This is a genomic window from Pseudomonas soli, from assembly GCF_900110655.1.
GTDB lineage: Bacteria > Pseudomonadota > Gammaproteobacteria > Pseudomonadales > Pseudomonadaceae > Aquipseudomonas > Aquipseudomonas soli.
This window is the reverse complement of record NZ_FOEQ01000004.1, coordinates 162,175-187,727: the sequence shown is the minus strand read 5'-3', so window position 1 is coordinate 187,727 and position 25,553 is coordinate 162,175. Positions and strand designations below refer to the sequence as shown.

The 25,553-nt window shown below is 66.5% G+C and carries 26 protein-coding genes; 19 read left to right on the top strand and 7 right to left on the bottom strand.

Going from position 1 to position 25,553, the window contains the following annotated elements; all coding sequences use genetic code 11:
• Positions 1 to 52: 52 nt before the first annotated feature.
• The 3 genes from BMY03_RS11900 (at position 53) to BMY03_RS11890 (ending at position 2,202) form a co-directional block, all read left to right on the top strand.
• Positions 53 to 1,270, top strand: a complete 1,218-nt coding sequence (locus BMY03_RS11900; protein ID WP_094011167.1) for an MFS transporter — start codon at positions 53 to 55, stop codon at positions 1,268 to 1,270.
• A gap of 79 nt (positions 1,271 to 1,349) precedes the next feature.
• Positions 1,350 to 1,895, top strand: coding sequence for a cupin domain-containing protein (locus tag BMY03_RS11895; protein ID WP_094011166.1), 546 nt, complete (start codon positions 1,350 to 1,352; stop codon positions 1,893 to 1,895).
• A 7-nt stretch (positions 1,896 to 1,902) separates the two neighbouring features.
• On the top strand, positions 1,903 to 2,202 hold the full coding sequence (locus BMY03_RS11890) for a DUF7693 family protein (RefSeq protein WP_094011165.1): 300 nt from the start codon (positions 1,903 to 1,905) through the stop codon (positions 2,200 to 2,202).
• On the opposite strand, the gene BMY03_RS11885 is transcribed toward BMY03_RS11890, so the two are convergent.
• Both BMY03_RS11885 and BMY03_RS11880 read right to left on the bottom strand, forming a co-directional pair.
• The gene (locus BMY03_RS11885) at positions 2,189 to 2,788 is read right to left on the bottom strand and encodes a 2-hydroxychromene-2-carboxylate isomerase (protein WP_023631325.1); all 600 of its coding nucleotides are present in this window, start codon (positions 2,786 to 2,788) and stop codon (positions 2,189 to 2,191) included. The two genes, BMY03_RS11890 and BMY03_RS11885, sit on opposite strands and share 14 nt — an antisense overlap.
• A 27-nt stretch (positions 2,789 to 2,815) precedes the next feature.
• Entirely contained in the window at positions 2,816 to 3,547 is a 732-nt protein-coding gene (locus BMY03_RS11880) for an SDR family oxidoreductase (RefSeq protein ID WP_046855892.1), read from the bottom strand.
• Positions 3,548 to 3,636: 89 nt separating this feature from the next.
• Between BMY03_RS11880 and BMY03_RS11875 the strand changes: the two genes are divergently transcribed.
• The 5 genes from BMY03_RS11875 to BMY03_RS11855 all read left to right on the top strand — a co-directional run bounded on the left by BMY03_RS11875 (position 3,637) and on the right by BMY03_RS11855 (position 10,779).
• Positions 3,637 to 4,200: a TetR/AcrR family transcriptional regulator gene (locus BMY03_RS11875; RefSeq protein ID WP_038705950.1), complete on the top strand. Its 564-nt coding sequence runs from the start codon at positions 3,637 to 3,639 to the stop codon at positions 4,198 to 4,200.
• Positions 4,187 to 4,780 (top strand): eCIS core domain-containing protein, encoded by a 594-nt coding sequence (locus BMY03_RS11870; RefSeq protein ID WP_094011164.1) that lies wholly within the window; start codon positions 4,187 to 4,189, stop codon positions 4,778 to 4,780. Before BMY03_RS11875 ends, BMY03_RS11870 begins: the two co-directional genes overlap by 14 nt.
• A 153-nt stretch (positions 4,781 to 4,933) precedes the next feature.
• On the top strand, positions 4,934 to 6,175 hold the full coding sequence (gene mexE / locus BMY03_RS11865; protein ID WP_094011163.1) for a multidrug efflux RND transporter periplasmic adaptor subunit MexE: 1,242 nt from the start codon (positions 4,934 to 4,936) through the stop codon (positions 6,173 to 6,175).
• A 12-nt stretch (positions 6,176 to 6,187) separates the two neighbouring features.
• Positions 6,188 to 9,367: an efflux RND transporter permease subunit gene (locus BMY03_RS11860; protein WP_038705948.1), complete on the top strand. Its 3,180-nt coding sequence runs from the start codon at positions 6,188 to 6,190 to the stop codon at positions 9,365 to 9,367.
• Complete coding sequence (locus BMY03_RS11855; RefSeq protein ID WP_094011162.1) at positions 9,364 to 10,779, top strand: efflux transporter outer membrane subunit; 1,416 nt, start codon at positions 9,364 to 9,366, stop codon at positions 10,777 to 10,779. Before BMY03_RS11860 ends, BMY03_RS11855 begins: the two co-directional genes overlap by 4 nt.
• 81 nt (positions 10,780 to 10,860) lie before the next feature.
• Here BMY03_RS11855 and BMY03_RS11850 read toward each other — a convergent pair whose 3' ends face one another.
• Complete coding sequence (locus BMY03_RS11850; RefSeq protein WP_094011161.1) at positions 10,861 to 11,127, bottom strand: Pathogenicity locus; 267 nt, start codon at positions 11,125 to 11,127, stop codon at positions 10,861 to 10,863.
• Between the two features lie 91 nt (positions 11,128 to 11,218).
• Between BMY03_RS11850 and BMY03_RS11845 the strand changes: the two genes are divergently transcribed.
• Positions 11,219 to 11,836: a LysE family transporter gene (locus BMY03_RS11845; protein WP_038705946.1), complete on the top strand. Its 618-nt coding sequence runs from the start codon at positions 11,219 to 11,221 to the stop codon at positions 11,834 to 11,836.
• 3 nt (positions 11,837 to 11,839) lie between these two features.
• Here BMY03_RS11845 and BMY03_RS11840 read toward each other — a convergent pair whose 3' ends face one another.
• Together BMY03_RS11840 and BMY03_RS11835 are read right to left on the bottom strand one after the other, a co-directional pair.
• Complete coding sequence (locus BMY03_RS11840) at positions 11,840 to 12,235, bottom strand: hypothetical protein (protein ID WP_094011160.1); 396 nt, start codon at positions 12,233 to 12,235, stop codon at positions 11,840 to 11,842.
• An 88-nt stretch (positions 12,236 to 12,323) separates the two neighbouring features.
• A complete protein-coding gene (locus BMY03_RS11835) occupies positions 12,324 to 13,025 on the bottom strand; it encodes an NUDIX hydrolase (RefSeq protein ID WP_094011159.1) in 702 nt (233 codons plus the stop codon).
• 142 nt (positions 13,026 to 13,167) lie between these two features.
• Between BMY03_RS11835 and BMY03_RS11830 the strand changes: the two genes are divergently transcribed.
• The 5 genes from BMY03_RS11830 (at position 13,168) to BMY03_RS11810 (ending at position 18,539) form a co-directional block, all read left to right on the top strand.
• Positions 13,168 to 13,818: a nicotinamidase gene (locus BMY03_RS11830; protein ID WP_094011158.1), complete on the top strand. Its 651-nt coding sequence runs from the start codon at positions 13,168 to 13,170 to the stop codon at positions 13,816 to 13,818.
• On the top strand, positions 13,815 to 15,014 hold the full coding sequence (gene pncB, locus BMY03_RS11825; protein WP_094011157.1) for a nicotinate phosphoribosyltransferase: 1,200 nt from the start codon (positions 13,815 to 13,817) through the stop codon (positions 15,012 to 15,014). Before BMY03_RS11830 ends, pncB begins: the two co-directional genes overlap by 4 nt.
• A gap of 155 nt (positions 15,015 to 15,169) precedes the next feature.
• On the top strand, positions 15,170 to 16,543 hold the full coding sequence (ppnN, locus tag BMY03_RS11820) for a nucleotide 5'-monophosphate nucleosidase PpnN (protein ID WP_046855903.1): 1,374 nt from the start codon (positions 15,170 to 15,172) through the stop codon (positions 16,541 to 16,543).
• Between the two features lie 216 nt (positions 16,544 to 16,759).
• Complete coding sequence (locus tag BMY03_RS11815; RefSeq protein ID WP_094011156.1) at positions 16,760 to 17,410, top strand: TIGR04211 family SH3 domain-containing protein; 651 nt, start codon at positions 16,760 to 16,762, stop codon at positions 17,408 to 17,410.
• Positions 17,411 to 17,528: 118 nt separating this feature from the next.
• Complete coding sequence (locus BMY03_RS11810; protein WP_038705944.1) at positions 17,529 to 18,539, top strand: zinc-binding alcohol dehydrogenase family protein; 1,011 nt, start codon at positions 17,529 to 17,531, stop codon at positions 18,537 to 18,539.
• Positions 18,540 to 18,590: 51 nt separating this feature from the next.
• Here the strand turns inward: BMY03_RS11810 and BMY03_RS11805 are convergent, their stop codons facing one another.
• Positions 18,591 to 19,496: a LysR family transcriptional regulator gene (locus BMY03_RS11805; RefSeq protein WP_094011155.1), complete on the bottom strand. Its 906-nt coding sequence runs from the start codon at positions 19,494 to 19,496 to the stop codon at positions 18,591 to 18,593.
• On the bottom strand, positions 19,493 to 19,669 hold the full coding sequence (locus BMY03_RS26350; protein WP_160291334.1) for a hypothetical protein: 177 nt from the start codon (positions 19,667 to 19,669) through the stop codon (positions 19,493 to 19,495). Before BMY03_RS26350 ends, BMY03_RS11805 begins: the two co-directional genes overlap by 4 nt.
• Before the next feature lie 220 nt (positions 19,670 to 19,889).
• On the opposite strand from BMY03_RS26350, the gene BMY03_RS11800 reads away from it, so the two are divergent.
• From BMY03_RS11800 to BMY03_RS11780, 5 genes are all read left to right on the top strand, one after another.
• Entirely contained in the window at positions 19,890 to 21,110 is a 1,221-nt protein-coding gene (locus BMY03_RS11800) for a M20/M25/M40 family metallo-hydrolase (protein WP_094011154.1), read from the top strand.
• A 20-nt stretch (positions 21,111 to 21,130) separates the two neighbouring features.
• Complete coding sequence (gene glcD / locus BMY03_RS11795; RefSeq protein WP_094011153.1) at positions 21,131 to 22,630, top strand: glycolate oxidase subunit GlcD; 1,500 nt, start codon at positions 21,131 to 21,133, stop codon at positions 22,628 to 22,630.
• Complete coding sequence (glcE, locus tag BMY03_RS11790; protein WP_094011152.1) at positions 22,630 to 23,676, top strand: glycolate oxidase subunit GlcE; 1,047 nt, start codon at positions 22,630 to 22,632, stop codon at positions 23,674 to 23,676. The genes glcD and glcE overlap by 1 nt, the downstream gene beginning before the upstream one ends.
• 9 nt (positions 23,677 to 23,685) lie before the next feature.
• Entirely contained in the window at positions 23,686 to 24,924 is a 1,239-nt protein-coding gene (gene glcF, locus BMY03_RS11785; RefSeq protein WP_094011151.1) for a glycolate oxidase subunit GlcF, read from the top strand.
• Between the two features lie 213 nt (positions 24,925 to 25,137).
• Positions 25,138 to 25,476, top strand: a complete 339-nt coding sequence (locus BMY03_RS11780; RefSeq protein WP_046855914.1) for a hypothetical protein — start codon at positions 25,138 to 25,140, stop codon at positions 25,474 to 25,476.
• Positions 25,477 to 25,553 lie beyond the last annotated feature (77 nt).

Here is a 25,553-nt window from a genome sequence, read left to right as displayed (position 1 = left end):
TAATAATTACTAACATCGGCGCTCATTTCGTCGAACTGCCCTGGACTGCCTTATGAACGTTGCAAAGGACCCTGCCACGCTTGCCCCGGTGAGCAGCCCGCCCAGCACCCTGGACCTGCGCCCGCTGATGCTGGCCAACATGGCCTGCACCATGTCGATGATGGCTTTCGTCGCCCTGATCGGCCCGATCGCCCGCTTGCTGGGCATGGCCACCTGGCAGGCCGGCGCGGCGGTGACCGTGGCCGGCGTGGTCTGGGTGCTGCTGGCCCGGCCCTGGGGGCGCCTGGCCGATCGGCTTGGCCGGCGCCAGGTACTGCTGCTGGGCAGCGGCGGCTTCACCCTGGCCTATTGGGTGCTGTGCCTGTTCATCGACGGCGCGTTGCGCTGGCTGCCGGGCGCGACCCTGGCCTTCTTCGGCCTGATGCTGGCGCGGGGCATGATCGGCGCCTTCTATGCCGCGCTGCCGGTGGGCGGCAACGCGCTGATCGCCGATCACGTCGAGCCGCAGCGCAGGGCGCGGGCCATGGTCTCGCTGGGTGCGGCCAACGCGGTCGGCCTGGTGCTGGGCCCGGCCCTGGCCGCGCTGCTGTCGCGCTACAGCCTGAGCATGCCGTTCTATGTGCTGTCGCTGCTGCCGGCCACGGCGTTCGTCGTGCTGCTGTTCAAGCTCAAGCCACAGCCGTTGGCCCAGCCCCATGCGCCCAACCCGGTGCGACTGTCCGACCCGCGCCTGCGCAGGCCTTTGCTGGTGGCCTTCAGCGCCATGCTGAGCATCACCGTGTCGCAGATCGCCGTCGGTTTCTTCGCCCTCGACCGCCTGCAGCTCGAGGCCGGCGCTGCCGCCCAGGCCGCGGGCATCGCCCTGACCAGCGTGGGCGTGGCGCTGATGCTGGCCCAGGTGTTCCTGCGCCAGTTGGAATGGCCACCTCTGAAGATGATCAAGGTCGGCGCATGCGTATCCGGGCTTGGTTTCGCCGCCGCGGCCCTGGCCACCAGCGCGCCGTGGCTGTGGGGTGCGTTCTTCGTCGCCGCGTTCGGCATGGGCTTCGTGTTCCCGGCCTTCTCGGCCCTGGCGGCCAATGCCATGCACGCCAGCGAACAGGGTGCGACGGCCGGCTCGATCGGCGCCGCCCAAGGCATGGGTGCGGTAATCGGACCGCTGGCCGGTGCCCTGGTCTATGCCCTCGATCCGCGCCTGCCGTTCCTGGCCGTGGGCGCCCTGCTGCTGCTGGTCGGGCTGTGGCCGGCAGCGTCTGACCAGCGCCACTGATGCGCACAGCGCGCAAGCGTGCAGAGTGTGTTTTAATGCCTCGCCCATTATTTTTGACACCTCTGCAAACAAGGCGGCTATGGACACGGGGACACGACTCAAACTGGTGCGTGAACGCAACAACCTCTCCCAACGGGAGCTGGCCCGCCGCAGCGGCCTGACCAACTCGACCATCTCGCAGATCGAGCAGAACCGGGTCAGCCCTTCGGTCAGCTCCCTGAAGAAACTGCTCGAAGGGATCCCCATGTCCCTGGCCGAGTTCTTCAGTTTCGACGAGCCGGTGCGCGAGGAACGCTATGTGTTCCGTGGCAGCGAACAGCCCGACCTGGGCCGCAACGGCCTGCGCATGCTGCTGGTCGGCGCCAGCGTCGAAGGTCGGCAGATGCGCATGCTGCGTGAGCTGTACGCACCGGGCGCCGACTCCGGCGAACCGATCGTGCATGCCGAAGGCGAGGAATGCGGCCTGGTCACCCGTGGCACCCTGGAACTGTGGGTCGATGGCCAGGTGAGCATTCTCAATGCCGGCGACGGCTACTACATCCCCACCACCCTGCCCCACAGCTTCAAGAACATCGGCCCCGACGAGGCCGAGATCATCAGCGCCAACACCCCGGCGAACTTCTGACCCGAGCATGACCACCGTCGCCAGCCGCGAGGCGTACCAGTGCCTGCGTGATGCCGCCCTTGGCGTCCGCCCGCTGGTGACGGTCGCCCGCCTGGCCGGTGACCAAGTTGAGGTGCTGGTCGAAGGATGGCGCCTGACCCTGGTACTGGATAGCGAGGGGCTGACCCACTGCAGCCACTGCCAGTGCCCGGATGGGCGGCTGGGCTCGCTGGACGACTGGCACCGCTACGGCACCAATCCGGTCGATCACCTGAGCCTTTGGGAACGCACGCAGATAGAGCGACTGCTTTCAGTCATGCCTGCCTGACCAAGGCCTGCTCGACGAAATCCAGGCGGTCCTGGCCGAAGAACATCTGCCCGTCGACAAAGCACGTCGGCGCCCCGAACAAGCCGCGCTCGACCGCCTCCTCGGTGGCTTTGCGCAAGGCGTCCTTGACCTCGGGCCGGGCGGCCAGTTCATGGAACATCTCGGCCTCGAAGCCGCCGGCGGTCAGGGTTTCATCCAGTACCGCGGGATCTGCCAGATTGCGCCCGTGCACGAACAGCCCTTCGAACAACACCTTCAACAGCGCCTCGAAACGCTCTTCGGCAAACAACTGGACACCGATCAGCCCGCGCATCAGGCTCAGGGTGTTGACCGGGAACCCCGGCGGCAGGGTCAGCGGCACGCCATAGCGATCGGCATAGCGCTTGAGGTCGATGCGCATATAGCGCCCCTTGGCCGGCACCATTACCGGCGAGGCATTGCCGGTGGCCTGGAACACCCCACCCAATAGAATCGGCTTGTACACCAACCGCGCCCCATGGCGCGCGCACAGCGCGGGTAGCTGGGTGAAAGCCAGGTAGGTGGCCGGGCTGCCCAGGTCCAGGAAGAACTCGACGGTCTTGCTCATGATTCAATCCTTGTATGAGGGTGGGATTTACCAGCGCTCCATCCACGGGCGCAGGTCCAGCTCAAAGGTCCAGGCATCACGCGGTTGCGCATGCAGGAACCAGTAACTGTCGGCGATGTGCGCAGGATCGAGGATGCCGTCCTGGTCCTTGAGCGCGTAGCGTTCAGGGAAGCTGTCGCGGATGAAGGCGGTGTCGATGGCACCATCGACCACCACGTGGCCGACATGGATGTTCCGTGGACCCAGTTCCCGCGCCATGCTCTGGGCCAAGGCGCGCAGGCCATGCTTGGCGCCGGCGAAGGCGGCGAAACCGGCCGCGCCACGGGTGCCAGCGGTGGCACCGGTGAAGAGGATGGTGCCGCGCTCTCGGGTCACCATGCGCCGGGCGACCGCCTGGGCAGTGAGAAAGCCGGCGAAGCAGGCCATTTCCCAGATCTTGAAGTACTTGCGCGGGGTTTCCTCGAGGATGCTGCACGGCACATTGGCACCGATGTTGAAGACGAACGCCTCGATCGGGCCGATATCGCGCTCGATGGTCTCCACCAGCTCGGCGACTTCCTCTTCCTTGCGCGCATCCGAGCCAAAGCCATGGGCCTGGCCGCCCTCGGCGCGAATTTCGGCGAGCAGCGGCTGCAGCTTCTGTGCCTCGCGCCGGGTCACGCAGGCTATGTAGCCCTCGCGGGCGAAACGCTTGGCAATCTCGCCGCCGGTGGCATCACCCGCCCCGATCACCAGCACGACTTTTTGTTGTTCTGCCATGGACCGCTCCATTGATGAATGATCGTTTAGTAAACGAACGCTATGCTACGATCAGCTCATCGTCAAGCCCACACCACGAGGTTGCGCGCATGCGCTATGCCACCGACCACAAGCAACAGACCCGTGAAAAACTGCTCTCCAGCAGCGGCGCCCTGGCCAAGCGCGGCGGTTTCGCCGCCACTGGCGTGGCCGGGCTGATGAAGGCCATCGGCCTGACCGGCGGCGCCTTCTACAACCACTTCCCGTCCAAGGATGACCTGTTCAGCGAGATCGTCCGCCGTGAACTGGCCAACAGCCCGCTGGCGCGCCTGGTCGAACGTGGCACCGACCGTGCGCGGCTCAAGCGCCTGCTCGACCAGTACCTGAGCCTGGCGCACCTGCACAATGCCGAAGGCGGCTGCCCGTTGCCGCCACTGGGGGTGGAGATCGCCCGCGCCGAACGGCCGGTGCGCGAACAGGCCGAACACTGGCTGCTGGAGTTGCACCAGGCCTGGAGCGAAACCCTGGATGACCCCGACCTGGCCTGGGCCTTGCTCAGCCAGTGTGTCGGCGCGCTGGTGGTGGGGCGCATGCTGGCCAGCGAACCGGTGCAGGCACAGGTGCTGGACGCCAGCCGCAAGCTGGTCGAGCAGGTCTTCGATGAGGTTCGCTAGCACGCTGCTGGGGTTGCTGATGACCCTGCCCACCTTCGCCCAGGACAGCTGCCCGACCGGGCAGTACCAGGTCTGCCTTGTGGTGTGCTTCTGCGCGCCCATCGACCCCAACCAAGGCGGCCAGGTGCTGCAGGATGTCGAGCGCATGGCCACCGGCAGCCTGGTGTTCGCCCTGCGCCAGGCCCGCGAGGAAGCCACCGCCAATGGCACGCAGCCGATTCCCCTGCATATCCGCGCACAGCTCGAACCCTGGTACGACTTCGCCGTGCTCGACGCGGCACGTTACCGGGTCGGCAACGAACAGCAGATCAGCGCCGCCAACGCACTGCTGCAGAACCCGGACGTCAACGCCGTGACCCTGATCGACACGGTCATCTTCCGCCGCCCCGCCGATGCCGAGGACAACGTGGCGTTGTGGGCCCATGAGCTCAAGCACGTGCAGCAGTATCAGGAGCTGGGCGTCGAGGGCTTCGCCCAGCAATACACCCGTGACTACCAGGCGCTGGAGGGCCCCGCCTACGAGATCGAGGCCAAGGTGGCCAAGGCATTGCGTGAAAAAGCCGCTGGCGGGCCGCGCTGACTGCGCAATCCTGATGGGTGCCCATGCGTCATGATTGATGATGGCACCCGACATATCATTGCCCGTGATAATAACCTTCGCTCCATTTGATTCGTGCGTCACGCGCAAGACACTCAAACTCCGCCCACTACTAATATCTCGGCGGAGTTCTCCATGGATCACTCACTCAAACCCCTGCGCTTCCCCCTCGCTGCCCTGGCAGTGGTGGTGCTCAGCGCTTGCGGTCGCACCCCCGACGCCGTGCAGGCTCCCGCCGCGCCCAAAGTCAGCGTAGCCAAGGTGATCGAACAGCCGATCAACGAATGGGACGAGTTCACCGGCCGCCTCGAAGCACCGGAAACCGTCGAGGTACGCCCACGGGTGTCCGGCCAGGTCGACCTGGTGGCCTTCACCGAAGGCGCCCAGGTGAAGAAAGGCGACCTGCTGTTCCAGATCGACCCACGCCCGTTCCAGGCTGAAGTCCGCCGTCTCGAAGCCCAGCTGCAACAAGCCAAGGCCACCGCCATCCGCAGCGCCAACGAAGCCCGCCGTGGCGAGCGCCTGCGTGACAGCAACGCGATCTCCGCGGAACTGGCCGAGTCGCGCACCAGCGCCGCCGCCGAAGCCCGCGCCGGGGTCGACGCAATCCAGGCCCAGCTCGACCTGGCCCGCCTGAACCTGAGTTTCACCCGCGTCACGGCGCCGATCAGCGGCCGGGTCAGCCGCGCCCAGTTCACCGCCGGCAACATCGTCACGGCCGACGTCACCCCGCTGACCAGCGTGGTCTCCACCGACAAGGTCTACGCCTACTTCGACGCCGACGAGCGCGTGTACCTCAAGTACAGCCAGCTGGCCCGCGACGGCCAGCGCGGCCAGAGCACCCCGGTGTACCTGGGCCTGACCAACGAGACCGGCAACCCACACCTGGGCCAGATGAACTTCGTCGACAACCAGGTCAACCCGCGCACCGGCACCATCCGTGGCCGCGCCGTGTTCGACAACCGTGACGGCCAGTTCACCCCCGGCCTGTACGCGCGCCTGAAGCTGGTCGGCAGCGCCCAGTACGACGCCGTGCTGATCAACGACGAAGCGGTCGGCACCGACCTGGGCAAGAAGTTCGTGCTGGTTATGGACAAGGACAACAAGGCCGCCTACCGCGCCGTGGAACTGGGGCCCAAGCTCGAAGGCCTGCGTATTGTGCGCAGCGGCCTGGGCAAGGACGACCGCATCGTGGTCAAGGGCCTGCAGCGCGTGCGCCCTGGCTCGCCGGTCACCCCGGAGGAAACGCCGATGGCCAGTGAGCAGACCCTCGCCGCCCTCGCCCAGCACCGTCAGGCCCTGGAAGCCAGCAACCCGGCACCGAAGGTTGCCGGCGCCAATGTCAAAGTCGCCAGCGCCCAAGCGCCGCGCGGTTAAGGGACAACACCGATGAACTTTTCGAAATTCTTCATTACCCGGCCGATCTTCGCCGCGGTACTGTCGCTGGTGCTGCTGATCGCGGGTTCGATCTCGCTGTTCCAGCTGCCGATCAGCGAATACCCCGAAGTGGTACCGCCCACCGTGGTGGTGCGCGCCAACTTCCCCGGCGCCAACCCCAAGGTGATCGGCGAGACCGTCGCCGCGCCGCTTGAGCAAGCCATCACCGGTGTCGAGAACATGCTGTACATGTCCTCGCAATCCACCGCCGACGGCAAGCTGACCCTGACCATCACCTTCGCCCTGGGCACCGACCTGGACAACGCCCAGGTGCAGGTGCAGAACCGCGTCACCCGCACCCAGCCCAAGCTGCCGGAGGAAGTGACCCGTATCGGCATCACCGTCGACAAGGCCTCGCCCGACCTGACCATGGTCGTGCACCTGACCTCGCCGGACAACCGCTACGACATGCTCTACCTGTCCAACTACGCCATCCTCAACATCAAGGATGAGCTGGCGCGCCTGGGCGGCGTGGGCGACGTGCAGCTGTTCGGCATGGGCGACTACTCGCTGCGCGTGTGGCTCGACCCGAACAAGACCGCCTCGCGCAACCTGACTGCCAGCGACGTGGTGGCCGCCATTCGCGAGCAGAACCGCCAGGTCGCCGCCGGCCAGCTCGGCGCCCCGCCCGCCCCCGGTTCGACCAGCTTCCAGCTGTCGATCAACACCCAGGGCCGCCTGGTCAACGAGGAAGAGTTCGAGAACATCATCATCCGTGCTGGCGCCAACGGCGAGATCACCCGCCTGAAGGACATCGCCCGGGTCGAACTCGGCTCCAGCCAGTACGCCCTGCGCTCGCTGCTGAACAACCAGCCGGCGGTGGCCATCCCGATCTTCCAGCGCCCGGGCTCCAACGCCATCGAGATCTCCGACGAAGTGCGGGCGAAGATGGCCGAGCTGAAGAAGGACTTCCCCGAAGGCATGGACTACAGCATCGTCTATGACCCGACCGTGTTCGTCCGTGGTTCCATCGAGGCGGTGGTGCACACCCTGTTCGAAGCGCTGGTCCTGGTGGTGCTGGTCGTCATCCTGTTCCTGCAGACCTGGCGCGCCTCGATCATCCCGCTGCTGGCCGTGCCGGTGTCGCTGATCGGTACCTTTGCGGTGATGCACCTGTTCGGTTTCTCGCTCAACGCGCTATCGCTGTTCGGCCTGGTGCTGGCCATCGGTATCGTGGTGGACGACGCCATCGTCGTGGTGGAGAACGTCGAACGCAACATCGGACTGGGCCTGAAACCGCTCGAGGCCACGCAGAAGGCCATGAGCGAAGTGACCGGGCCGATCATCGCCACGGCACTGGTGCTGTGCGCCGTGTTCGTGCCGGCGGCGTTCATCTCGGGCCTTACCGGTCAGTTCTACAAACAGTTCGCCCTGACCATCGCCATCTCCACCGTGATCTCGGCGTTCAACTCGCTGACCCTGTCGCCGGCCCTGGCCGCCGTGCTGCTCAAGGACCACCACGCGCCGAAGGACCGTTTCTCGCGGTTCCTGGAAAAACTGCTGGGCAGCTGGCTGTTCGCCCCGTTCAACCGCTTCTTCGACCGCGCCAGCCATGGCTACGTCGGCGGCGTGCGCCGGGTCATCCGTTCCAGCGGAATTGCACTGTTCGTGTATGCCGGCCTGATGGGCCTGACCTACCTGGGCTTCTCGTCCACCCCGACCGGCTTCGTGCCGTCCCAGGACAAGCAGTACCTGGTGGCCTTCGCCCAATTGCCTGACGCCGCCAGCCTCGACCGCACCGAGGCGGTGATCAAGAAGATGAGCGAGATCGCCCTCAAGCAGCCAGGCGTGGCCGACTCGGTGGCCTTCCCGGGCCTGTCGATCAACGGTTTCACCAACAGCCCGAACAGCGGCATCGTGTTCACACCGCTCAAGCCGTTCGACGAGCGCAAGGACCCGAGCCAGTCGGCGGCAGCCATCGCCGCAGCCCTGAACGCCCAGTTCGCCGATATCCAGGACGCCTACATCGCGATCTTCCCGCCTCCGCCGGTACAAGGCCTGGGCACCATCGGCGGCTTCCGCCTGCAGATCGAGGACCGCGGCAACCTGGGCTACGAAGCGCTGTACAAGGAAACCCAGAACATCATCGCCAAGAGCCACAACGTGCCGGAACTGGCGGGCCTGTTCACCAGCTACCAGGTCAACGTGCCGCAGGTCGATGCCGCCATCGACCGGGAAAAGGCCAAGACCCATGGCGTGGCGATCAACGACATCTTCGACACCCTGCAGGTCTACCTGGGCTCGCTGTACACCAACGACTTCAACCGCTTTGGCCGTACCTACCAGGTCAACGTCCAGGCCGAGCAGCAGTTCCGCCTCGACGCCGAACAGATCGGCCAGTTGAAGGTGCGCAACAACCTGGGCGAGATGATCCCGCTGGCGACCTTCCTCAAGGTCAGCGACACCTCGGGGCCTGACCGCGTGATGCACTACAACGGCTTCATCACCGCCGAGATCAACGGTGCCGCAGCCCCCGGCTACAGCTCCGGTCAGGCCGAGGCTGCGATCGAGAAGCTGCTCAAGGAGGAACTGCCCAACGGCATGACCTTCGAGTGGACCGACCTGACCTACCAGCAGATCCTCTCGGGCAACACCGCACTGTTCGTGTTCCCACTGTGCGTGCTGCTGGCCTTCCTGGTGCTGGCCGCCCAGTACGAAAGCTGGAGCCTGCCGCTGGCGGTGATCCTGATCGTGCCGATGACCCTGCTGTCGGCCATCACCGGGGTGATCATCTCCGGTGGCGACAACAACATCTTCACCCAGATCGGCCTGATCGTACTGGTGGGCCTGGCGTGCAAGAACGCGATCCTGATCGTCGAGTTCGCCAAGGATGAACAGGCCAAGGGCCTCGATCCGCTGGCTGCGGTACTGGAAGCCTGCCGCCTGCGTCTGCGGCCGATCCTGATGACCTCGATCGCCTTCATCATGGGTGTGGTGCCGCTGGTGTTCTCCTCCGGCGCCGGTGCCGAGATGCGTCACGCCATGGGTGTGGCGGTGTTCTCGGGGATGATCGGGGTGACCGTATTCGGCCTGTTCCTGACCCCGGTGTTCTTCTTCCTGATCCGCCGTTTCGTCGAGCGTCGCCAGGCCCGCAAGGCCGAGCACGCCGTGGCACTGGAGAACCATGCATGAAGTTGCTCAAACCCCTGACCCCGAGCCTGCTGGCACTGGCCCTGGCGGCCTGCGCGGTGGGCCCGGACTACCAGGCCCCGCTGACCGAACCGGCCAAGCTGGACGCCGGCCTTGAAGCCAAAGCCTATGACCGCAGCCGCTTCGAGAGCGTGTGGTGGAAACAGTTCGACGACCCGGTGCTGAACCAGCTGGTGCAGGCATCGCTGGACGGCAACCGCGACCTGCGCGTGGCCTTCGCCCGCCTGAAAGCGGCGCGGTCGATTCGCGAGGACGTGTCCAACGACCAGATCCCCGTGGTCACCAGCCGCGCCAGCAGCGACCTGGGCAAGGGCCAGGTCCCTGGCCAGACCGAGCGCCGGGTCAACAGCGAACGCTATGACCTGGGCCTGGACATGGCCTGGGAGCTTGACCTGTTCGGCCGCATCCAGCGCCAGATCGAGGCCAGCGAAGCCCAGGAAGCGGCGGCCGAGGCCGACCTGCAGCAACTGCAGGTCAGCCTGATCGCCGAGCTGGTCGACGCCTACGGTCAATTGCGCGGCGCGCAACTGCGCGAGCAGATCGCCGTGGCCAACCTGAAGACCCAGCAGCAGTCGCGGGACATCACCGTGACCCTGCGCGACACCGGGGTCGGCAACGAGCTCGACGTGGTGCGCGCTGACGCCCGCCTGGCGGGTGTCGAAGCCACCGTGCCGCAATTGCAGGCCGAACAGGTGCGGGCGAAGAACCGCATCGCCACCCTGCTCGGCCAGCGCCCGGACGCGATGGCCGTGGACCTGTCGCCCAAGGCCCTGCCGGCCATCGCCAAGGCCTTGCCGGTGGGCGACCCCGGCGAGCTGCTGCGCCGCCGCCCGGACATCCGCAGCGCCGAGCGCCAGCTGGCTGCGGCCACGGCCAACGTCGGCGTGGCCACCGCCGACCTGTTCCCGAGGGTCAGCCTCAGTGGTTTCCTCGGCTTCACCGCCGCCCGCGGTTCGCAGATCGGCTCCTCGGCGGCCAATGCCTGGGCGCTGGGCCCGAGCATCACCTGGGCGGCGTTCGACCTGGGCAGCGTGCGCGCCCGCCTGCGCGGCGCCAAGGCCGATGCCGAAGGGGCGCTGGCCAATTACGAACAGCAAGTGCTGCTGGCCCTGGAGGAGTCCTCCAACGCCTTCAGCGACTACGGCAAGCGCCAGCAGCGCCTGCTGGCGCTGATGCGCCAGAGCGACGCCAGCCGCAAGGCGGCGGACCTGGCCTCGGTGCGCTACCGCGAAGGCACGGTGGACTACCTGGTGCTGCTCGACGCCGAGCGCGAGCGCCTGAGCGCCGAAGACGCCCAGGCCCAGGGCGAGGTCGAGCTGTACAGCGGCATCGTCGCGATCTACAAGGCGCTTGGCGGCGGCTGGCAACCCGATGTGGTGGCCAGCTCGCGCTGACCGTCCCCTGATGTGAAGACTCCTTTGGTTGGTTCCTCCCCCAACCGTTTGCCCCGAAGACCTTGGTCTTCGGGGCTTTTTTTATCCGCCGCTGGCGGGGCACGCGCCCTGCGAGACATGCTCCCTGGCCCGGGCAATCGCCGCCTGTATCGCCCCTCGCGCCTGGGGGCTGTTCTTCCAACAACTGCTGCCCAGCAGCCCGGCGGCCTCGCTGACGATCTGCAAGGCATCGGCTTCGGCCAGACGTGCCAACGAGCCATACCCCAGTTGCTCAAGGCGCTGCACCACGGTCGGGCCCACGCCCTTGACCGCCAGCAGCACCGCCCGCTCATCCGCACTGAACGCCATCTTCACCTCCCTGTAACGTCGTGGCTTTGCAAACGCGGCGAATGATGGCATATATCGATGTCTGCCTGCCCACCCCCACCAGGAGAACCCCATGCTCGGCGTGACCGACTACGGCGCTTTCGTGATCGCGTTCCTCATCCTCCTGGCGATCCCCGGGCCCGGCAACTTCGCCCTGATCACCGCCACCGGCAAGGGCGGCATCAAGGGCGGGCTGGCCGCCACCTTCGGGGTGATCCTCGGCGACCAGGTGCTGATGTGGCTGGCGGTGGCCGGCGTGGCCACCTTGCTGGCCACCTACCCCACCGCCTTCCACGTGGTGCAGTGGGCCGGCGCCGCCTACCTGGCCTGGCTCGGCCTGCGCATGGTGCTGAGCAAGCCCGGCGGCGCCCCGCGCGAGAGCCGCATGGCCAGCGGCCGCTACCTGCGCCAGACCATGATGATCACCCTGCTCAACCCCAAGGCGATCATGTTCTACATGGCGTTCTTCCCGTTGTTCATCGACCCGGTGCGCCACCAGGGCGTGGTCACCTTCGCCTTCATGGCGCTGACCGTGGCCGGGCTTACCTTGCTCTACGGCCTGATCGCAGTGTTCCTTACCCACCGACTGGCCGAGCGCATGCGCGCCAGCCCGCGCATCGCCAACCTCCTCGAACGCCTGGCCGGCGCCTGCCTGGTCGGCTTCGGCATCAAGCTGGCGGCGATGCGCTGAGGCTCAGGCGTCGCGCAGCAGGTCGTGGGCGTCGAGCAGGCGGAAGGCCACTTGCGGGTTGCGCTCGAGCCCCCGGCGGATCGCCGCGGGGATGGCTTGGCGCGTCTTGCGGCACAGGCCCAACTGCGCCTCCAGTTCGATGACGATACCGCGCATGGTGCGCACTTCGTTGAAGCCTGGGGCGATGTGCACGCGGATGCCGAGCTGCTCGTAAAGGCGTGATTGCAGGCGCTGTAGGTCTTCAAGATCCCTGAGGTTCTCCAGGCGCTCGACCAGGCGCTTTTCCTCCTCGCGGGTGAGCAGCAGGATGCGCCGCTCGGGGCCGTCGGCCAGACGTTCGCGGCCGCAGTCGCAGGCGCCTGGCGGGCATGGGTGACGTTGGGGGAGCGGGTTGGTCATGGCTGCAAGGATAGCCGCTGCATTTTCCTTGTGCCGCCTGGTCCGGCTTCATCGCCGGCAAGCGGCCGATCGTTGCTGTTGCGCAAGCTCAGCCTCCCGCCAGCAGACTGCGGTCGAACATGAACGTCCCCGCCCCCTGCGGGGTATGCCGGTACAGCTGCTGCGGCCGCCCGAGCCTGGGCTGGACCTTCTCGCCGGTGTCCTGCACCCAGCCTTCGCTCTTCATGCGTTCAAGGCGTTTGCGCAGCGAGGTGTTGTTGACCACCTGCCCCAGGCACGCCTGCACCGCTGCCAGGGCGTCCAGCACAGTGAAACGCTCGGGCGCCAGGTACAACGGCAGGTTGGTGTATACGGCCTTGGCCGCCAGCCGCTCACAGGCGCGCTCGACCAGCAGGCCATGGTCGAACGGCAGCGACAGCTCACGCGACAGAACGCTTTGAAGGTCAAAGAAGGCAACCTGCGCGTTCTCTACCACCACCGCCGGATCGAGCAGCGCCAGGTAGTAGGTGCTCAAGGTCCAGCCCCGTGGGTCGCGAACGCCATTGCCTTCGGTGCCTACCTGTTCCAGATGGCGGGGGACCACCTTGGACTTTTCCGCCAGGACACGGGCGGCGGCGGCATCCAGACTGTTGTCCGAGGTGCTGCCATTGACGATCACACCTGGCAGGGCCCACTGGCCGTCGTAGGGCTCGCGCCCACGCCGGTGCAACAACACCTCCAGGCGAAGGCTGTGCGGCGACAGGCGCAGGGCGATGATATCCACGCTGGCCAGGACTTTTGCTGTGCTCACGATACGATTCCTTCTGGCAACCTGCCTATATTCCACCAGGGCAATTAAATCTATCAAGGGCTAATTTTAATGCGGGAATAGCCTTGACATACTTAATGCACCAGATGAATTATATGACCATCCAAGCCGAGGACCTCTGCCCATGATCATCGCCAGCTTCGACGTCGACGCGCAAATCGGCTTTACCGCCAACGCTCCCCAGGAGTTGCCGGTGCCCGGCGGCCACCTGATCGCGCCTGCGCTCAACACCATGGCCCAGCGCGCCATGCTGCGCCTGGGCAGCAAGGACGCCCACCCGGCAAACGCCGCCTGGGTAGTCGCCGAAGCCGCCCAGATGCTGCAACCCCTGGCCCTGGCCAACGCCGACCTGACCTGGGTCAGCCACTGCGTCCCCGGCACGTCCGGCTTCGAACTGCTCCCCGGCCTGCCCGCCCCCATCGACTACGACTACTTCGTCTGGAAAGGCGTCGAACCCGACCTGCATCCCTACGGCGCCTGCTACCACGACCTAGCCGAACGCCGCTCCACCGGTGTCATCGAGTTCCTCAAGGTGCAACAGGTACAGGCGATCATCGTTGGCGGCCTGGCGCTGGACTACTGCGTGCGCACCACCGCCCTGCAACTGCGCCGCGCCGGTTTCGAGGTGTTGTTGTACCTGCCGGCCTGCCGCGCACTGAGCGCTGAGGACGCACAGGCTGCCTGCACTGCCATGGCCAATGCCGGCATCTACTTGTGCGGCGACGAACAGGCCCTCGACGACCAGCTCACCGCCCTCAAGGAGGCTCGCCCATGAGCGACAGCGTTTTCGGCCCACGGATCATCCAGAACCTGCTGGACACCGACTTCTACAAGATCACCATGATGCAGGCGGTGCTGCACAACTACCCCAACGCCGAGGTGGAATGGGAATTCCGCTGCCGCAACAACGAGGACCTTGCGCCCTACCTCGCCGAGATCCGCTACCAGGTCGAGCAGTTGGCCGATGTGTCGATCACCCACGACCAGTTGGCCTACCTGGAAAAGATTCCGTTCATCAAGCCGGACTTCATCCGCTTCCTCAGCCTGTTCCGCTTCAACCTGCGTTATGTGCAGGTGGGCCTGGACGACACCGGGCAGCTGGCGATCCGCCTGCGCGGCCCCTGGTTGCACGTGATCCTGTTCGAGATCCCGCTGCTGGCGATCATCAGTGAAGTACGCAACCGCTATCGCTACCGCGAGGTGGTGATCGAACAGGTCGGCGAGCGCCTCTACCAGAAGCTCGACTGGCTCAAGGCCGAAGCCAGCGGTGACGAGCTGGCCGGCCTGCAGTTGGCCGACTTCGGCACCCGCCGACGTTTCTCCTACCGGGTGCAGGAAGAGGTGGTGCACATCCTCAAACGTGACTTCCCCGGGCGCTTCGTCGGCACCAGCAACGTGCACCTGGCCCGCGAGTACCAGGTCAAACCCATCGGCACCATGGCCCACGAATGGTTCATGGCCCACCAGCAGCTCGGCCCGCGCCTGGTCGACAGCCAGGCCGCCGCCCTCGAGTGCTGGGTGCGCGAGTACCGTGGCCAGCTTGGCATCGCCCTGACCGATTGCATCGGCATGGACGCGTTCATGAAGGACTTCGACCTGTACTTCGCCAAGCTCTTCGATGGCCTGCGCCATGACTCGGGCGAGCCGCTGGCCTGGGCTGAGAAAGCCATCGCCCACTATGAACGGCTGGGTATGGACCCGAAGGGCAAGACCCTGATTTTCTCCGACGGGCTGGACTTCGAGAAGATGCTGACGCTCTACCGCGCCCTGCACGGGCGAATCAACGTCAGCTTCGGTATCGGCACCAACCTGACCTGCGACATCCCCGGCGTCACGCCGATGAACATGGTGATCAAGATGACCGCCTGCAACGGCGCGCCAGTGGCGAAGATTTCCGACAGCCCAGGCAAGACCCAGTGCCGGGACGAGAACTTCGTGGCGTACCTGCGGCATGTGTTCAACGTCCAATAACCCCGGGGCTGCCATGCAGCCCTTTCGCCGTCAAGCCGGCTCCCACAGGCTAGGCACTGCAGTCCAAGGTTTTTCACCAAGGCCCTCGTTGCCACGCACATTTGCTTGTATGGTGTTGTCAAAGAAGGATGTTTTACCCGCACAGGAAAGACCAGATGCCCCAACGCAATGTCATCAACGCCTCCGTCAGCCCCAAGGGCAGCCTGGAGACGCTGTCGCAACGTGAAGTCCAGCAACTGAGCGAAGTCGGTACCGGCAGCCTCTACACCCTGTTCCGCCAGTGCGCCCTGGCCATCCTCAACACCGGCGCCCATGTCGATAATGCCAAGACCATCCTCGAGGCCTACAAGGACTTCGAGGTACGTATCCACCAGCAGGACCGCGGCGTGCGCCTGGAACTGCTCAACGCCCCGGCCGACGCCTTCGTCGATGGCGAGATGATCGCCAGTACCCGCGAGATGTTGTTCAGCGCCCTGCGCGACATCGTCTACACCGAGAGCGAACTGGCCAGCCAGCGCATCGACCTGGAAAGCTCGCAAGGCATCACCGACTACGTCTTCCACCTGCTGCGCAACGCCCGCACCCTGCGCCCCGGTGTCGAGCCGAAGATGGTGGTGTGCTGGGGCGGCCACTCGATCAGCACCGAGGAATACCAGTACACCAAGAAGGTCGGCCACGAGCTGGGCCTGCGCAAGCTGGATGTCTGCACCGGCTGCGGCCCGGGCGTGATGAAAGGGCCGATGAAGGGCGCCACCATCGCCCATGCCAAGCAGCGCATGCACGGCAGCCGCTACCTGGGCCTGACCGAGCCGGGCATCATCGCCGCCGAGGCGCCCAACCCGATCGTCAACGAGCTGGTGATCCTGCCGGACATCGAGAAGCGTCTGGAAGCCTTCGTGCGTGTCGGCCACGGCATCATCATCTTCCCCGGCGGCGCCGGTACCGCCGAGGAGTTCCTCTACCTGCTCGGCATCCTCATGCACCCGGACAACCAGGGCCTGCCGTTCCCGGTGGTGCTCACCGGGCCGCGCAGCGCCGAGCCGTTCCTGCTGCAGTTGCATGCCTTCGTCGGCGCCACCCTTGGCGAGGCGGCGCAGCGCCACTACCAGATCATCATCGACGACCCGGCCGAAGTGGCGCGGCAGATGGTCGAGGGGCTCAAGGCAGTCAAGCAGTTCCGCCGCGAGCGCAACGACGCCTTCCACTTCAACTGGCTGCTGAAGATCGACGAAGGCTTCCAGCGCCCGTTCGACCCGACCCACGAGAACATGGCCAACCTGGCCCTGCGCCGCGACCTGCCGCCACACGAGCTGGCGGCCAACCTGCGCCGGGCGTTCTCGGGCGTGGTTGCCGGCAACGTCAAGGACAAGGGCATCCGCCTGATCGAGGAGCACGGGCCTTACCAGATCCGCGGCGATGCAGCGATCCTCGACCCGCTCGGGCGCCTGCTGCAGGCGTTCGTCGACCAGCACCGCATGAAGTTGCCCGGCGGGGCGGCGTATGTGCCGTGCTATGAAGTAGTGGCCTGAGGGCACTGGGGGCCGCTTTGCGGCCCTTTCGCCGGGGAATTGGCGCCCATGGCAGCCAATAACTCCTGATTTTTCGCAATATTTTGCAGATATTTCCTGCGCCAGGTGGTGAACCTGCCCACAAAAAAACGGTCTTTCGCTGACGGTCAATCCACCCGACCGGATCGCCGGCCCAGTCATCGGGCCTTCATTCGTCCTGTTTCAGCGAAGACCAGCATGCCAGACATCCAGCCCGCTTCCCCTGCCCTCACCGCCCTGCGCGGTGGCCTGATCGCCGCCCTGATCGCCCTCGCCGCCCCGGCCCACGCCGAAGAGCCGGCCACTGATGCGCGTTGGGTCAGTGACAGCCTGAACACTTACGTACGCAGCGGCCCTACCGATGGCCATCGCATCGTCGGCACGCTCAAGTCCGGGCAGAAGGTCACTTTGGTCACAAGCCAGGGCAACTACAGCCAGGTACGCGGGCAGAGCGGCGACCTGGTATGGATCCTCACCAGCGACCTGCAGGCGGTGCCCGGCCAGAGCGAGCGCCTGCCGCAGCTCGACGCCCAGGTGGCCGAACTGTCCGGCCAGCTCAAGACCATCGACGACAGCTGGAAAAACCGCGTGCAGGGCATGCAGGAGACCCTCGATTCGCGCAAGGCGCTGATCGACGAGCTGGAAACCCGTAACAAGGCACTCAACGAGCAGCTCGAGCAGAGCCAGTCGAGCCTGCGCGACACCCAGGCGCGCCTGGGGGACGAGAACAAGCAGGTGATGATGCGCTACATGGTGTATGGCGGCAGCATCGCCGGCGCCGGGCTGCTGGCGGGGCTGATCCTGCCGGCGCTGACCCGTGGGCGCAAACGCAACGATCGCTGGTTCTGACCAGCATGGCCGCTACATTTTCAAGAAAATGTTGAAACTGTTCCCGTGATTGCGATGTTTTTGCGATAAATCCTGCAGGCTAAGGTTGCCCTACCTACCACTCAGGGACCCTGATGCCATGAAAGCCATCGTCTTCACCCAACACGGCCTGCCACTGACCGATCCGGCCTCGCTCTACGACAGCGACCTGCCCGCGCCTGTACCCGGCCCACGCGATCTGCTGGTGGAAGTCCGCGCCATCGCAGTCAACCCGGTCGACACCAAGGTCCGCGCCGGCAGCGGCAGCACCGATCAACCCAAGGTGCTGGGCTGGGACGCGGTCGGCGTGGTGCGCGCCATCGGTGAACAGGTGACGCTGTTCCAGCCCGGCGACGAGGTCTTCTATGCCGGCGCCATCGACCGCCCTGGCAGCTACAGCGAACTGCACCTGGTCGATGAGCGCATCGTCGGCCACAAGCCGCGCAGCCTGGACAATGCCAGCGCCGCCGCCCTGCCGCTGACCTCGATCACCGCCTGGGAGTTGCTGTTCGACCGCCTGGGCGTGCGCGAAGGCGGCGGCGAAGGGCAAAGCCTGCTGATCGTCGGCGCCAGCGGTGGCGTGGGTTCGATCCTCACCCAGCTGGCGCGCCAACTCACCAACCTCACCGTGATCGGCACCGCCTCGCGCCCTGAAACCCAGGCCTGGGTACGCCAACTCGGCGCCCACCAGGTGATCGATCACAACCAGCCGCTGGCACCCCAGCTTGAGGCTGTGGGCATAGGCCAGGTGGACCTGGTGATCAGCCTGACCCACACCGACCGCCACTTCGCGCAGTTGGTCGAGGTGCTGCGCCCACAAGGCCGCCTGGCACTGATCGACGACCCGGCCAGCCTCGACGTGGTGCCGCTCAAGCGCAAGTCGCTGTCGTTGCACTGGGAGCTGATGTTCACCCGTTCGCTGTACCAGACCGCCGACATGATCAAGCAGCACGAACTGCTGGAGCGAATTGCCGGGCTGGTCGATGAAGGCGTGATCAAGACCACGCTGGGCGAGCATTTCGGTGCGATCAACGCGGCCAACCTGCGCCGCGCCCACGAGTTGATCGAAAGCGGCAAGGCAAAGGGCAAGGTTGTACTGGAAGGTTTCTAGATTTCCGAGGGGCCAGGCAGCGGCGCTACGCCGCTCCTGCAGATTACTCAGCTAACCCAACTCGGCAAACTTCTCCCCCAGGTAGCTCCGCAACCGCTGGATCGCCGGCGACACCGCCTGACGGTGCACGCACACCAGTTGCAGCGGCGCCGCCTGGCCGCATTCCGATGGGAACAGCTCCACCAGCCGCCCGGCCCGCACATCGGCCAGCACATCCAGCCGCGACTTGTAGACGATCCCCAGCCCCGCCACCGCCCAGCGGCGGACCACATCTGCATCGTCACTGGTGCGGTCGCCCGAAACGCTCACCGTCCTGACCCCGTCCGGCAGGTGAAACCCCCAACGCTCGTGGGTCTGTTCGCCCATCACATAGCGCAGGCAGTTGTGCCCGGCCAGTTCCTCCGGCGTGCGCGGCGCGCCATGGCGGGCGATGTAGCTCGGCGCAGCGCATAGCGTGCGGCGGTTGTCCGGGGCCAACGGCAGCGCCACCAGGCCCGAATCGGCCAACTGGCCGTAGCGGATACTGGCATCCAGGCGATCCCCCACCATGTCCGCCACCTGGTCGCTCAGGCGCAGTTGCAGGCTGATGCCCGGGTGCTGCAACTGGAACTCGTCGAGCCAGGGCAGCAGCACATTGCGCCCCAGGTCCGAGGGCATCGACAGACGCAGCACCCCGCCGATCTCTTCGCGCCCTTGCTCCAGGGCCATCTCGCCCTCCACCAGTGCCTCAAGCACCTGTCGCGCATGGGGCAGGTAGCGCTGGCCTTCATCCGACAGGCGCAGACGCCGGGTCGAACGCACCAGCAGGCGGAACCCCAGGCTGCGCTCCAGGCGCTGCACGGCGCCGCTGGCCAGGGCCGGCGAGATGTCCAGCTGGCGCGCCGCCGCGGAGAAACTGCCGGTTGCCACGGTACTGACGAATACCTGCAGGTCGTCCATGCGCACGAGTTTCTTCATGCCGGCACCTCGCTGTCGCGCAGGGACGAACGCAGCTTACCGCCGGCGACGCTGAAATTGCGCGGGGCATGGACCGGCCGCCCGCTCAGCAGGCTGGCGATCTCGAACACCGACTGCGAGGCCAGCGCCATCACATGGAAACCTTCGCACAACAGATAACCGACCCGATGCATGGGCACACTCCAGAGCATGTCTCGAATTCGTACTGTATGGGTCATTTCCGTCACCGGTAAAGCCTGGCCTCCCCCACCCCACAGAGTCGCGACCATGAACGCCGAACGCCTATCAAACCGGCGTCTGGCACATCGTTACGGGCTGTAGGCGCAACAACTCGGGCGGCCATTCATCGGGTAGGGTCTACGCTGAAGGGTTCATGACAACGAGACCCTGCCCATGCATCTGCGACTTTGCACTCTGGCCCTCGCCCTCACCTGCGCCACCGCCCAGGCCGTCGAGCCCACGCACCAGGAGCTGTACAGCCAGGCCCAGGCCGAACAGCCGCACTACCTGGAAACCCTCAAGTCCCTGGTTTCGGTAGACACCGGCACCGGTACCGAGGCGGGCCTGAAACAGGTCGGTGCCGAGCTGGTGAAACGCCTCGAGGCCCTCGGCGCCAAGGTCACCACCCAACCAGCCACGCCGTCGGTGGGCGACAACATCGTCGGCACATTCAAGGGCACCGGCGACAAGGACTTCCTGCTGATGGTCCACTACGACACGGTGTTCGGCCCCGGTACCGTGGCCAAGCGCCCGTTCCGCATCGAAGGCGAGCGCGCCTATGGCCCTGGCGTGGCCGATGCCAAGGGCGGCGTGGCGATGATCCTGCATGCGCTGAAGCTGCTGCAGGACCAGCAGTACAAGGGCTATCGCACCCTCACCGTGCTGTTCAACCCGGATGAGGAAATGGGCTCGGCAGGCTCCAGGCAGCTAATCGCCGAGCTGGCGCGCCAGCATGACTTCGTCTTTTCCTACGAGCCGCCGGACAAGGACGCGGTGACCGTCGCCACCAACGGCATCAACCGCCTGAAACTCACGGTGAACGGCCGCGCCTCCCACGCCGGCTCCGCGCCCGAGGCCGGGCGCAACGCGCTGATCGAACTGGCGCACCAGTTGCTGCAATTGAATGCCCTCGGCGACAAGGACAAGGGCACCACCGTCAACTGGACCCTGGCCAAGGCCGGAGAGAAGGCCAACATCATCCCTGCCCTGGCCAGCGCCGAGGCCGACATGCGTTATTCCGACCTGAGCGAGACCGAGCGGGTACAGGAGGATGCCTTGCGGATCATCAAGAAGCAGTTGGTCGCCGATACCCAGGTCGAGCTGGTCATGGAAAAAGGCCGTCCGCCTCTGGCGAAGAACGACGCCTCCACGCAGCTTGCACAAACTGCGCGGCAGCTCTACAGCAAGATCGACCGGCAACTGCAGCCGATCGCCATGCGCTTCGGCACCGACGCCGGCTACGCCTACTTGCCCGACAGCGACAAGCCCGCAGTGCTGGAGACCCTGGGTGTGGTCGGCGCCGGCCTGCATGGCGACGACGAGTACATGGAGATCGCCAGCGTGGCGCCGCGCCTGTACCTGACGGTGGCAATGATCAGGCAACTGGCGCAATAGGCCACTGCGCAGGAGCGCCCATGAACATCCTCTACGACGAACGTGTCGACGGCCCGTTGCCAAGCGTGGACAAGCCGGCGCTGCTGGCCGCCCTGCGCGAGGCCCTGCCCGACCTGGACATCCTGCACCGCAGCGAAGACCTCAAGCCCTATGAATGCGACGGCCTCTCGGCCTACCGCACACTGCCCCTGCTGGTGGCACTGCCCGAGCGGCTGGAGCAGGTGCAGGCGCTGCTGCGGCTCTGCCACCAGCGCGGCGTGCCGGTGGTCGCGCGCGGTACCGGCACCGGCCTGTCGGGCGGCGCGTTGCCGCTGAGCCAGGGCATCCTGCTGGTGATGGCGCGCTTCAACCGCATCCTCGAAGTCAACCCGCAGGGCCGCTTCGCCAGGGTCCAGCCTGGCGTGCGCAACCTGGCGATTTCCCAGACGGCGGCGCCCCACGGTTTGTACTACGCGCCAGACCCTTCCTCGCAGATCGCCTGCTCGATTGGCGGCAATGTCGCCGAGAACGCCGGCGGCGTGCACTGCCTTAAGTACGGGCTGACCGTGCACAACCTGCTGAAAGTGGAGATCCTCACCGTCGAGGGCGAGCGCCTGACCCTCGGCAGCGATGCCCTGGACAGCCCCGGCTTCGACCTGCTGGCACTGTTCACCGGCTCCGAGGGCATGCTCGGCATCGTCACCGAGGTCACCGTCAAGCTGCTGCCCAGGCCACAGGTAGCGCGGGTGCTGCTGGCCAGCTTCGCCAACGTCGAGCACGCCGGGCGCGCGGTGGCCGATATCATCGCCGCCGGGATCATCCCGGCAGGCCTCGAGATGATGGACAACCTGGCGATCCGCGCCGCCGAGGCCTTCATCCACGCCGGCTACCCGGTGGACGCGGCGGCGATCCTGCTGTGCGAACTGGACGGCGTCGAGGCCGATGTGCACGACGACTGCGCCCGCGTCGATGCCGTGTTGCGCCAGGCCGGTGCCCGCGAGGTGCGCCTGGCCTGCGACGAAGCCGAGCGCGTGCGCTTCTGGGCCGGGCGCAAGAACGCCTTCCCGGCGGTGGGGCGCATTTCGCCGGACTACTACTGCATGGACGGCACCATCCCGCGGCGCGAGCTGCCGCGAGTGCTCGCTGGCATCAGCCAACTGTCCGAGACATACGGCCTGCGGGTCGCCAACGTTTTCCATGCCGGCGACGGCAACATGCACCCGCTGATCCTGTTCGACGCCAACCTGCCCGGCGAGCTGGAACGCGCCGAAGCCCTCGGTGGCCGGATCCTCGAGTTGTGCGTGGCGGTGGGCGGCAGCATCACCGGCGAGCACGGCGTGGGCCGGGAGAAGATCAACCAGATGTGCGCCCAGTTCAACAGCGACGAGATCACCCTGTTCCACGCGGTCAAGGCCGCCTTCGACCCACGGGGCCTGCTCAACCCGGGCAAGAACATTCCCACCCTGCAGCGCTGCGCCGAGTTCGGCGCGCTGCATGTACACCATGGGCAGTTGCCCTTCCCCGACCTGGAGCGCTTCTGATGGGCACCGATCTCAGCCAGCAGCTGCTGGGGCAGGTCAACCAGGCGTTGCGCCAGGGCACCGCGCTGCGCATCCAGGGCGGCAACAGCAAGGCCATGCTCGGCCGCCCGGTGGCCGGCGAGCTTGTCGACACCCGTGGGCACCGCGGTATCGTCAGCTACGACCCCACCGAACTGGTGCTCACCGCCCGTGCCGGCACGCCGCTGCGGGAGATCGAGGCGACGCTGCGCGAGGCCGGGCAGATGCTGCCTTGCGAGCCGCCGCACCTGGGGCCCGAGGCGACGCTGGGCGGCATGGTCGCCGCCGGGCTTTCGGGGCCGCGCCGGCCCTGGGCAGGCGCGGTGCGCGACTATGTCCTGGGCACACGACTGATCACCGGCAACGGCAAGCACCTGCGCTTTGGCGGCGAGGTAATGAAGAATGTCGCGGGCTTCGACGTATCGCGGCTGATGACGGGCAGCTTCGGCTGCCTTGGCCTGCTCACCGAGGTTTCCTTGAAGGTGCTGCCCAGGCCGCGCCAGTGCCTGGGCCTGCGCCTGGAAATGGATGCCCGCCAGGCACTGGCCAGGTTGGCCGAATGGGGCCAGCAGCCATTGCCGATCAGCGCCGCCAGCCACGACGGCGAGGCGCTGCACCTGCGCCTGGAGGGCGGCGAAGGCTCGGTGCGCTCGGCCCGCGAGCGCTTGGGCGGCGAGGTCGTCGACCCGCGCTACTGGAGCGACCTGCGCGAGCAACGACTGGCGTTCTTCAGTGCGCCGGCCACGCTGTGGCGCCTGTCCCTGCCCATCACCTGCGGCGTGCTCGAGCTGCCCGGGCAGCAACTGATCGACTGGGGCGGCGCCCAGCGCTGGCTCAAGTCCGAGGCGCCGGCGGCCACCCTGCGCGCCCTGGTGGCCGAGGCCGGCGGCCATGCCACCGCCTACGCGCCCGGCGACGACAGCAGTGCGCCACTGGACCCGATGACGCTGCGCTACCACCAGGCGCTGAAGCGCCAACTCGACCCCCAGGGCATCTTCAACCCTGGTCGCCTGTATGCACACTTGTGAGGCCACGGCATGCAAACCCGACTGAGTGACTCCGCCCGCCACCTGGCCCGCGCCGACGAGGCCGAGCGCATCCTGCGGTCTTGCGTGCACTGCGGCTTTTGCACCGCCACCTGCCCCACCTACCAGCTGCTCGGCGACGAGCTGGACGGCCCACGTGGGCGCATCTACCTGATCAAGCAGGTGCTCGAAGGCGAACCGGTCAGCGCCAGCACCCAGACGCACCTGGACCGTTGCCTGAGCTGTCGCAATTGCGAGACCAGCTGCCCCTCCGGCGTGCAGTACCACAACCTGCTCGACATCGGCCGCGCCGTGGTCGACCGCCAAGTGCCGCGGCCGTTGGCCCAGCGCCTGCTGCGCAGTGGCTTGCGTGCGGTAGTGCCGAGGCCGGCGCTGTTCAGGGCCCTGCTGCACAGCGGCCTTGCCCTGCGCCCCCTGCTCCCGGTCAACCTCAAGGCCAAGCTGCCGCCGCAGATCGCCGCCGCCGGCCAGCGCCCGTCAGCAAGGCACGCTCGCCGCGTGTTGCTGCTTGAAGGTTGCGTGCAGCAGGCGCTCTCACCCAATACCAACGCCGCCACCGCGCGCCTGCTCGACCGCCTCGGCATCAGTGTCGAACCGATAGCCGAGGCCGGTTGCTGCGGCGCCGTGGACTATCACCTGGATGTCCAGGCACGCGGCCTGGAGCGTGCCCGACACAACATCGACGCCTGGTGGCCGGCCATCGAGGCCGGCGCCGAGGCCATCGTGCAGACCGCCAGCGGCTGCGGCGCATTCGTGCGTGACTATGGCCACCTGCTCGAAGGCGACCCGCGCTACGCCGCCAAGGCCGCCAGGGTCAGCGCGCTGTCCCGGGACCTGGTACAGGTGCTGCAGGCCGAGCCGCTGGAACACCTGGGGTTGTGCGCCGAGCAGCGCCTGGCCTTCCACTGCCCCTGCACCCTGCAGCACGCCCTCAAGCTCGGCGGTGCGGTGGAAGGCCTGCTGACGCGCCTGGGCTTTCACCTCACCCCGGTGCCCGATGGCCACCTGTGCTGCGGCTCGGCCGGCACCTACTCGCTGACCCAGCCGACGCTGGCGCGGCAATTGCGCGATGAGCGTATCAATGCCCTGGAGAGCGGCAGCCCACAGGTCATTGCCACGGCCAACATCGGTTGCCAGGTGCACCTTGCAAGTGCCGGGCGAACGCCGGTGCGGCACTGGGTCGAGATTGTCGAGGCGGCGCTCGATGCCACGCGCACTGCGACGCTGTAGCCTGTCTGACCGGGCATCCAAGACCGTGGCAACAGGTGCTGGAGCTGACGCGGATCAAGGCGATGTTCAACCTCCTGCCTGTATTTTCGGAACCCTCCTACCGAAAGCAAGGACGCTTCTTGATTGTTGCCACATCCGCGGCGAAACATCATCCGACCTGGAGACGTTACGGCCGCCCCGGCGCGGCCAACCCCATCCAGACGAGGCCATGCCATGCCCACACACGACCGCCCTACCCGCGAACTGCGCCATACCCTGCGCCAGTTGCTGGCCCATGAAGTCAGCAACCCCGATGACAACCCACACCTGTCCGGTGTGCGCTTCTTCTGCGCCACCGACGAGCACACCCGCCAACTGATCGAGCGCGTCGAGCTGCTCGCCAGCGAGGCCTTCTTCGACGCCAAGGGCCGCGCCATCCCCGCCCGTATGCGCGAGGCCACGGTGGATGGCGTATGCATCAAGCAGAAACGCAAGGCCTGCGACGACGAAACGGTGATCCGCATCGCGCTGCCCGCAAAAGGCTACATCACCATCAGTACCGCCCGCCTGTGAACACCCGCTGCCTGCAGGCGCGGGCCTGGCTCGCGCCTGCGGCCCTTGCGGCTTTGCCGATAAACCCCGAAGCTTCT

Bases quoted from the DNA above. Each gene is read 5' to 3' on its own strand.
- BMY03_RS11780 (WP_046855914.1), top strand. From the start codon at position 25,138: ATGCCCACACACGACCGCCCTACCCGCGAACTGCGCCATACCCTGCGC.
- ppnN (WP_046855903.1), top strand. From the start codon at position 15,170: ATGCCCCAACGCAATGTCATCAACGCCTCCGTCAGCCCCAAGGGCAGC.
- glcE (WP_094011152.1), top strand. From the start codon at position 22,630: ATGGGCACCGATCTCAGCCAGCAGCTGCTGGGGCAGGTCAACCAGGCG.
- BMY03_RS11855 (WP_094011162.1), top strand. From the start codon at position 9,364: ATGAAGTTGCTCAAACCCCTGACCCCGAGCCTGCTGGCACTGGCCCTG.
- BMY03_RS11880 (WP_046855892.1), bottom strand. From the start codon at position 3,547: ATGGCAGAACAACAAAAAGTCGTGCTGGTGATCGGGGCGGGTGATGCC.
- BMY03_RS11895 (WP_094011166.1), top strand. From the start codon at position 1,350: ATGGACACGGGGACACGACTCAAACTGGTGCGTGAACGCAACAACCTC.
- BMY03_RS11810 (WP_038705944.1), top strand. From the start codon at position 17,529: ATGAAAGCCATCGTCTTCACCCAACACGGCCTGCCACTGACCGATCCG.
- BMY03_RS11840 (WP_094011160.1), bottom strand. From the start codon at position 12,235: ATGACCAACCCGCTCCCCCAACGTCACCCATGCCCGCCAGGCGCCTGC.
- BMY03_RS11815 (WP_094011156.1), top strand. From the start codon at position 16,760: ATGCCAGACATCCAGCCCGCTTCCCCTGCCCTCACCGCCCTGCGCGGT.
- BMY03_RS11805 (WP_094011155.1), bottom strand. From the start codon at position 19,496: ATGAAGAAACTCGTGCGCATGGACGACCTGCAGGTATTCGTCAGTACC.
- BMY03_RS11875 (WP_038705950.1), top strand. From the start codon at position 3,637: ATGCGCTATGCCACCGACCACAAGCAACAGACCCGTGAAAAACTGCTC.
- glcF (WP_094011151.1), top strand. From the start codon at position 23,686: ATGCAAACCCGACTGAGTGACTCCGCCCGCCACCTGGCCCGCGCCGAC.
- BMY03_RS11885 (WP_023631325.1), bottom strand. From the start codon at position 2,788: ATGAGCAAGACCGTCGAGTTCTTCCTGGACCTGGGCAGCCCGGCCACC.
- BMY03_RS11870 (WP_094011164.1), top strand. From the start codon at position 4,187: ATGAGGTTCGCTAGCACGCTGCTGGGGTTGCTGATGACCCTGCCCACC.
- BMY03_RS11890 (WP_094011165.1), top strand. From the start codon at position 1,903: ATGACCACCGTCGCCAGCCGCGAGGCGTACCAGTGCCTGCGTGATGCC.
- BMY03_RS26350 (WP_160291334.1), bottom strand. From the start codon at position 19,669: ATGCATCGGGTCGGTTATCTGTTGTGCGAAGGTTTCCATGTGATGGCG.
- BMY03_RS11860 (WP_038705948.1), top strand. From the start codon at position 6,188: ATGAACTTTTCGAAATTCTTCATTACCCGGCCGATCTTCGCCGCGGTA.
- pncB (WP_094011157.1), top strand. From the start codon at position 13,815: ATGAGCGACAGCGTTTTCGGCCCACGGATCATCCAGAACCTGCTGGAC.
- BMY03_RS11850 (WP_094011161.1), bottom strand. From the start codon at position 11,127: ATGGCGTTCAGTGCGGATGAGCGGGCGGTGCTGCTGGCGGTCAAGGGC.
- glcD (WP_094011153.1), top strand. From the start codon at position 21,131: ATGAACATCCTCTACGACGAACGTGTCGACGGCCCGTTGCCAAGCGTG.
- BMY03_RS11800 (WP_094011154.1), top strand. From the start codon at position 19,890: ATGCATCTGCGACTTTGCACTCTGGCCCTCGCCCTCACCTGCGCCACC.
- BMY03_RS11845 (WP_038705946.1), top strand. From the start codon at position 11,219: ATGCTCGGCGTGACCGACTACGGCGCTTTCGTGATCGCGTTCCTCATC.
- mexE (WP_094011163.1), top strand. From the start codon at position 4,934: ATGGATCACTCACTCAAACCCCTGCGCTTCCCCCTCGCTGCCCTGGCA.
- BMY03_RS11830 (WP_094011158.1), top strand. From the start codon at position 13,168: ATGATCATCGCCAGCTTCGACGTCGACGCGCAAATCGGCTTTACCGCC.
- BMY03_RS11900 (WP_094011167.1), top strand. From the start codon at position 53: ATGAACGTTGCAAAGGACCCTGCCACGCTTGCCCCGGTGAGCAGCCCG.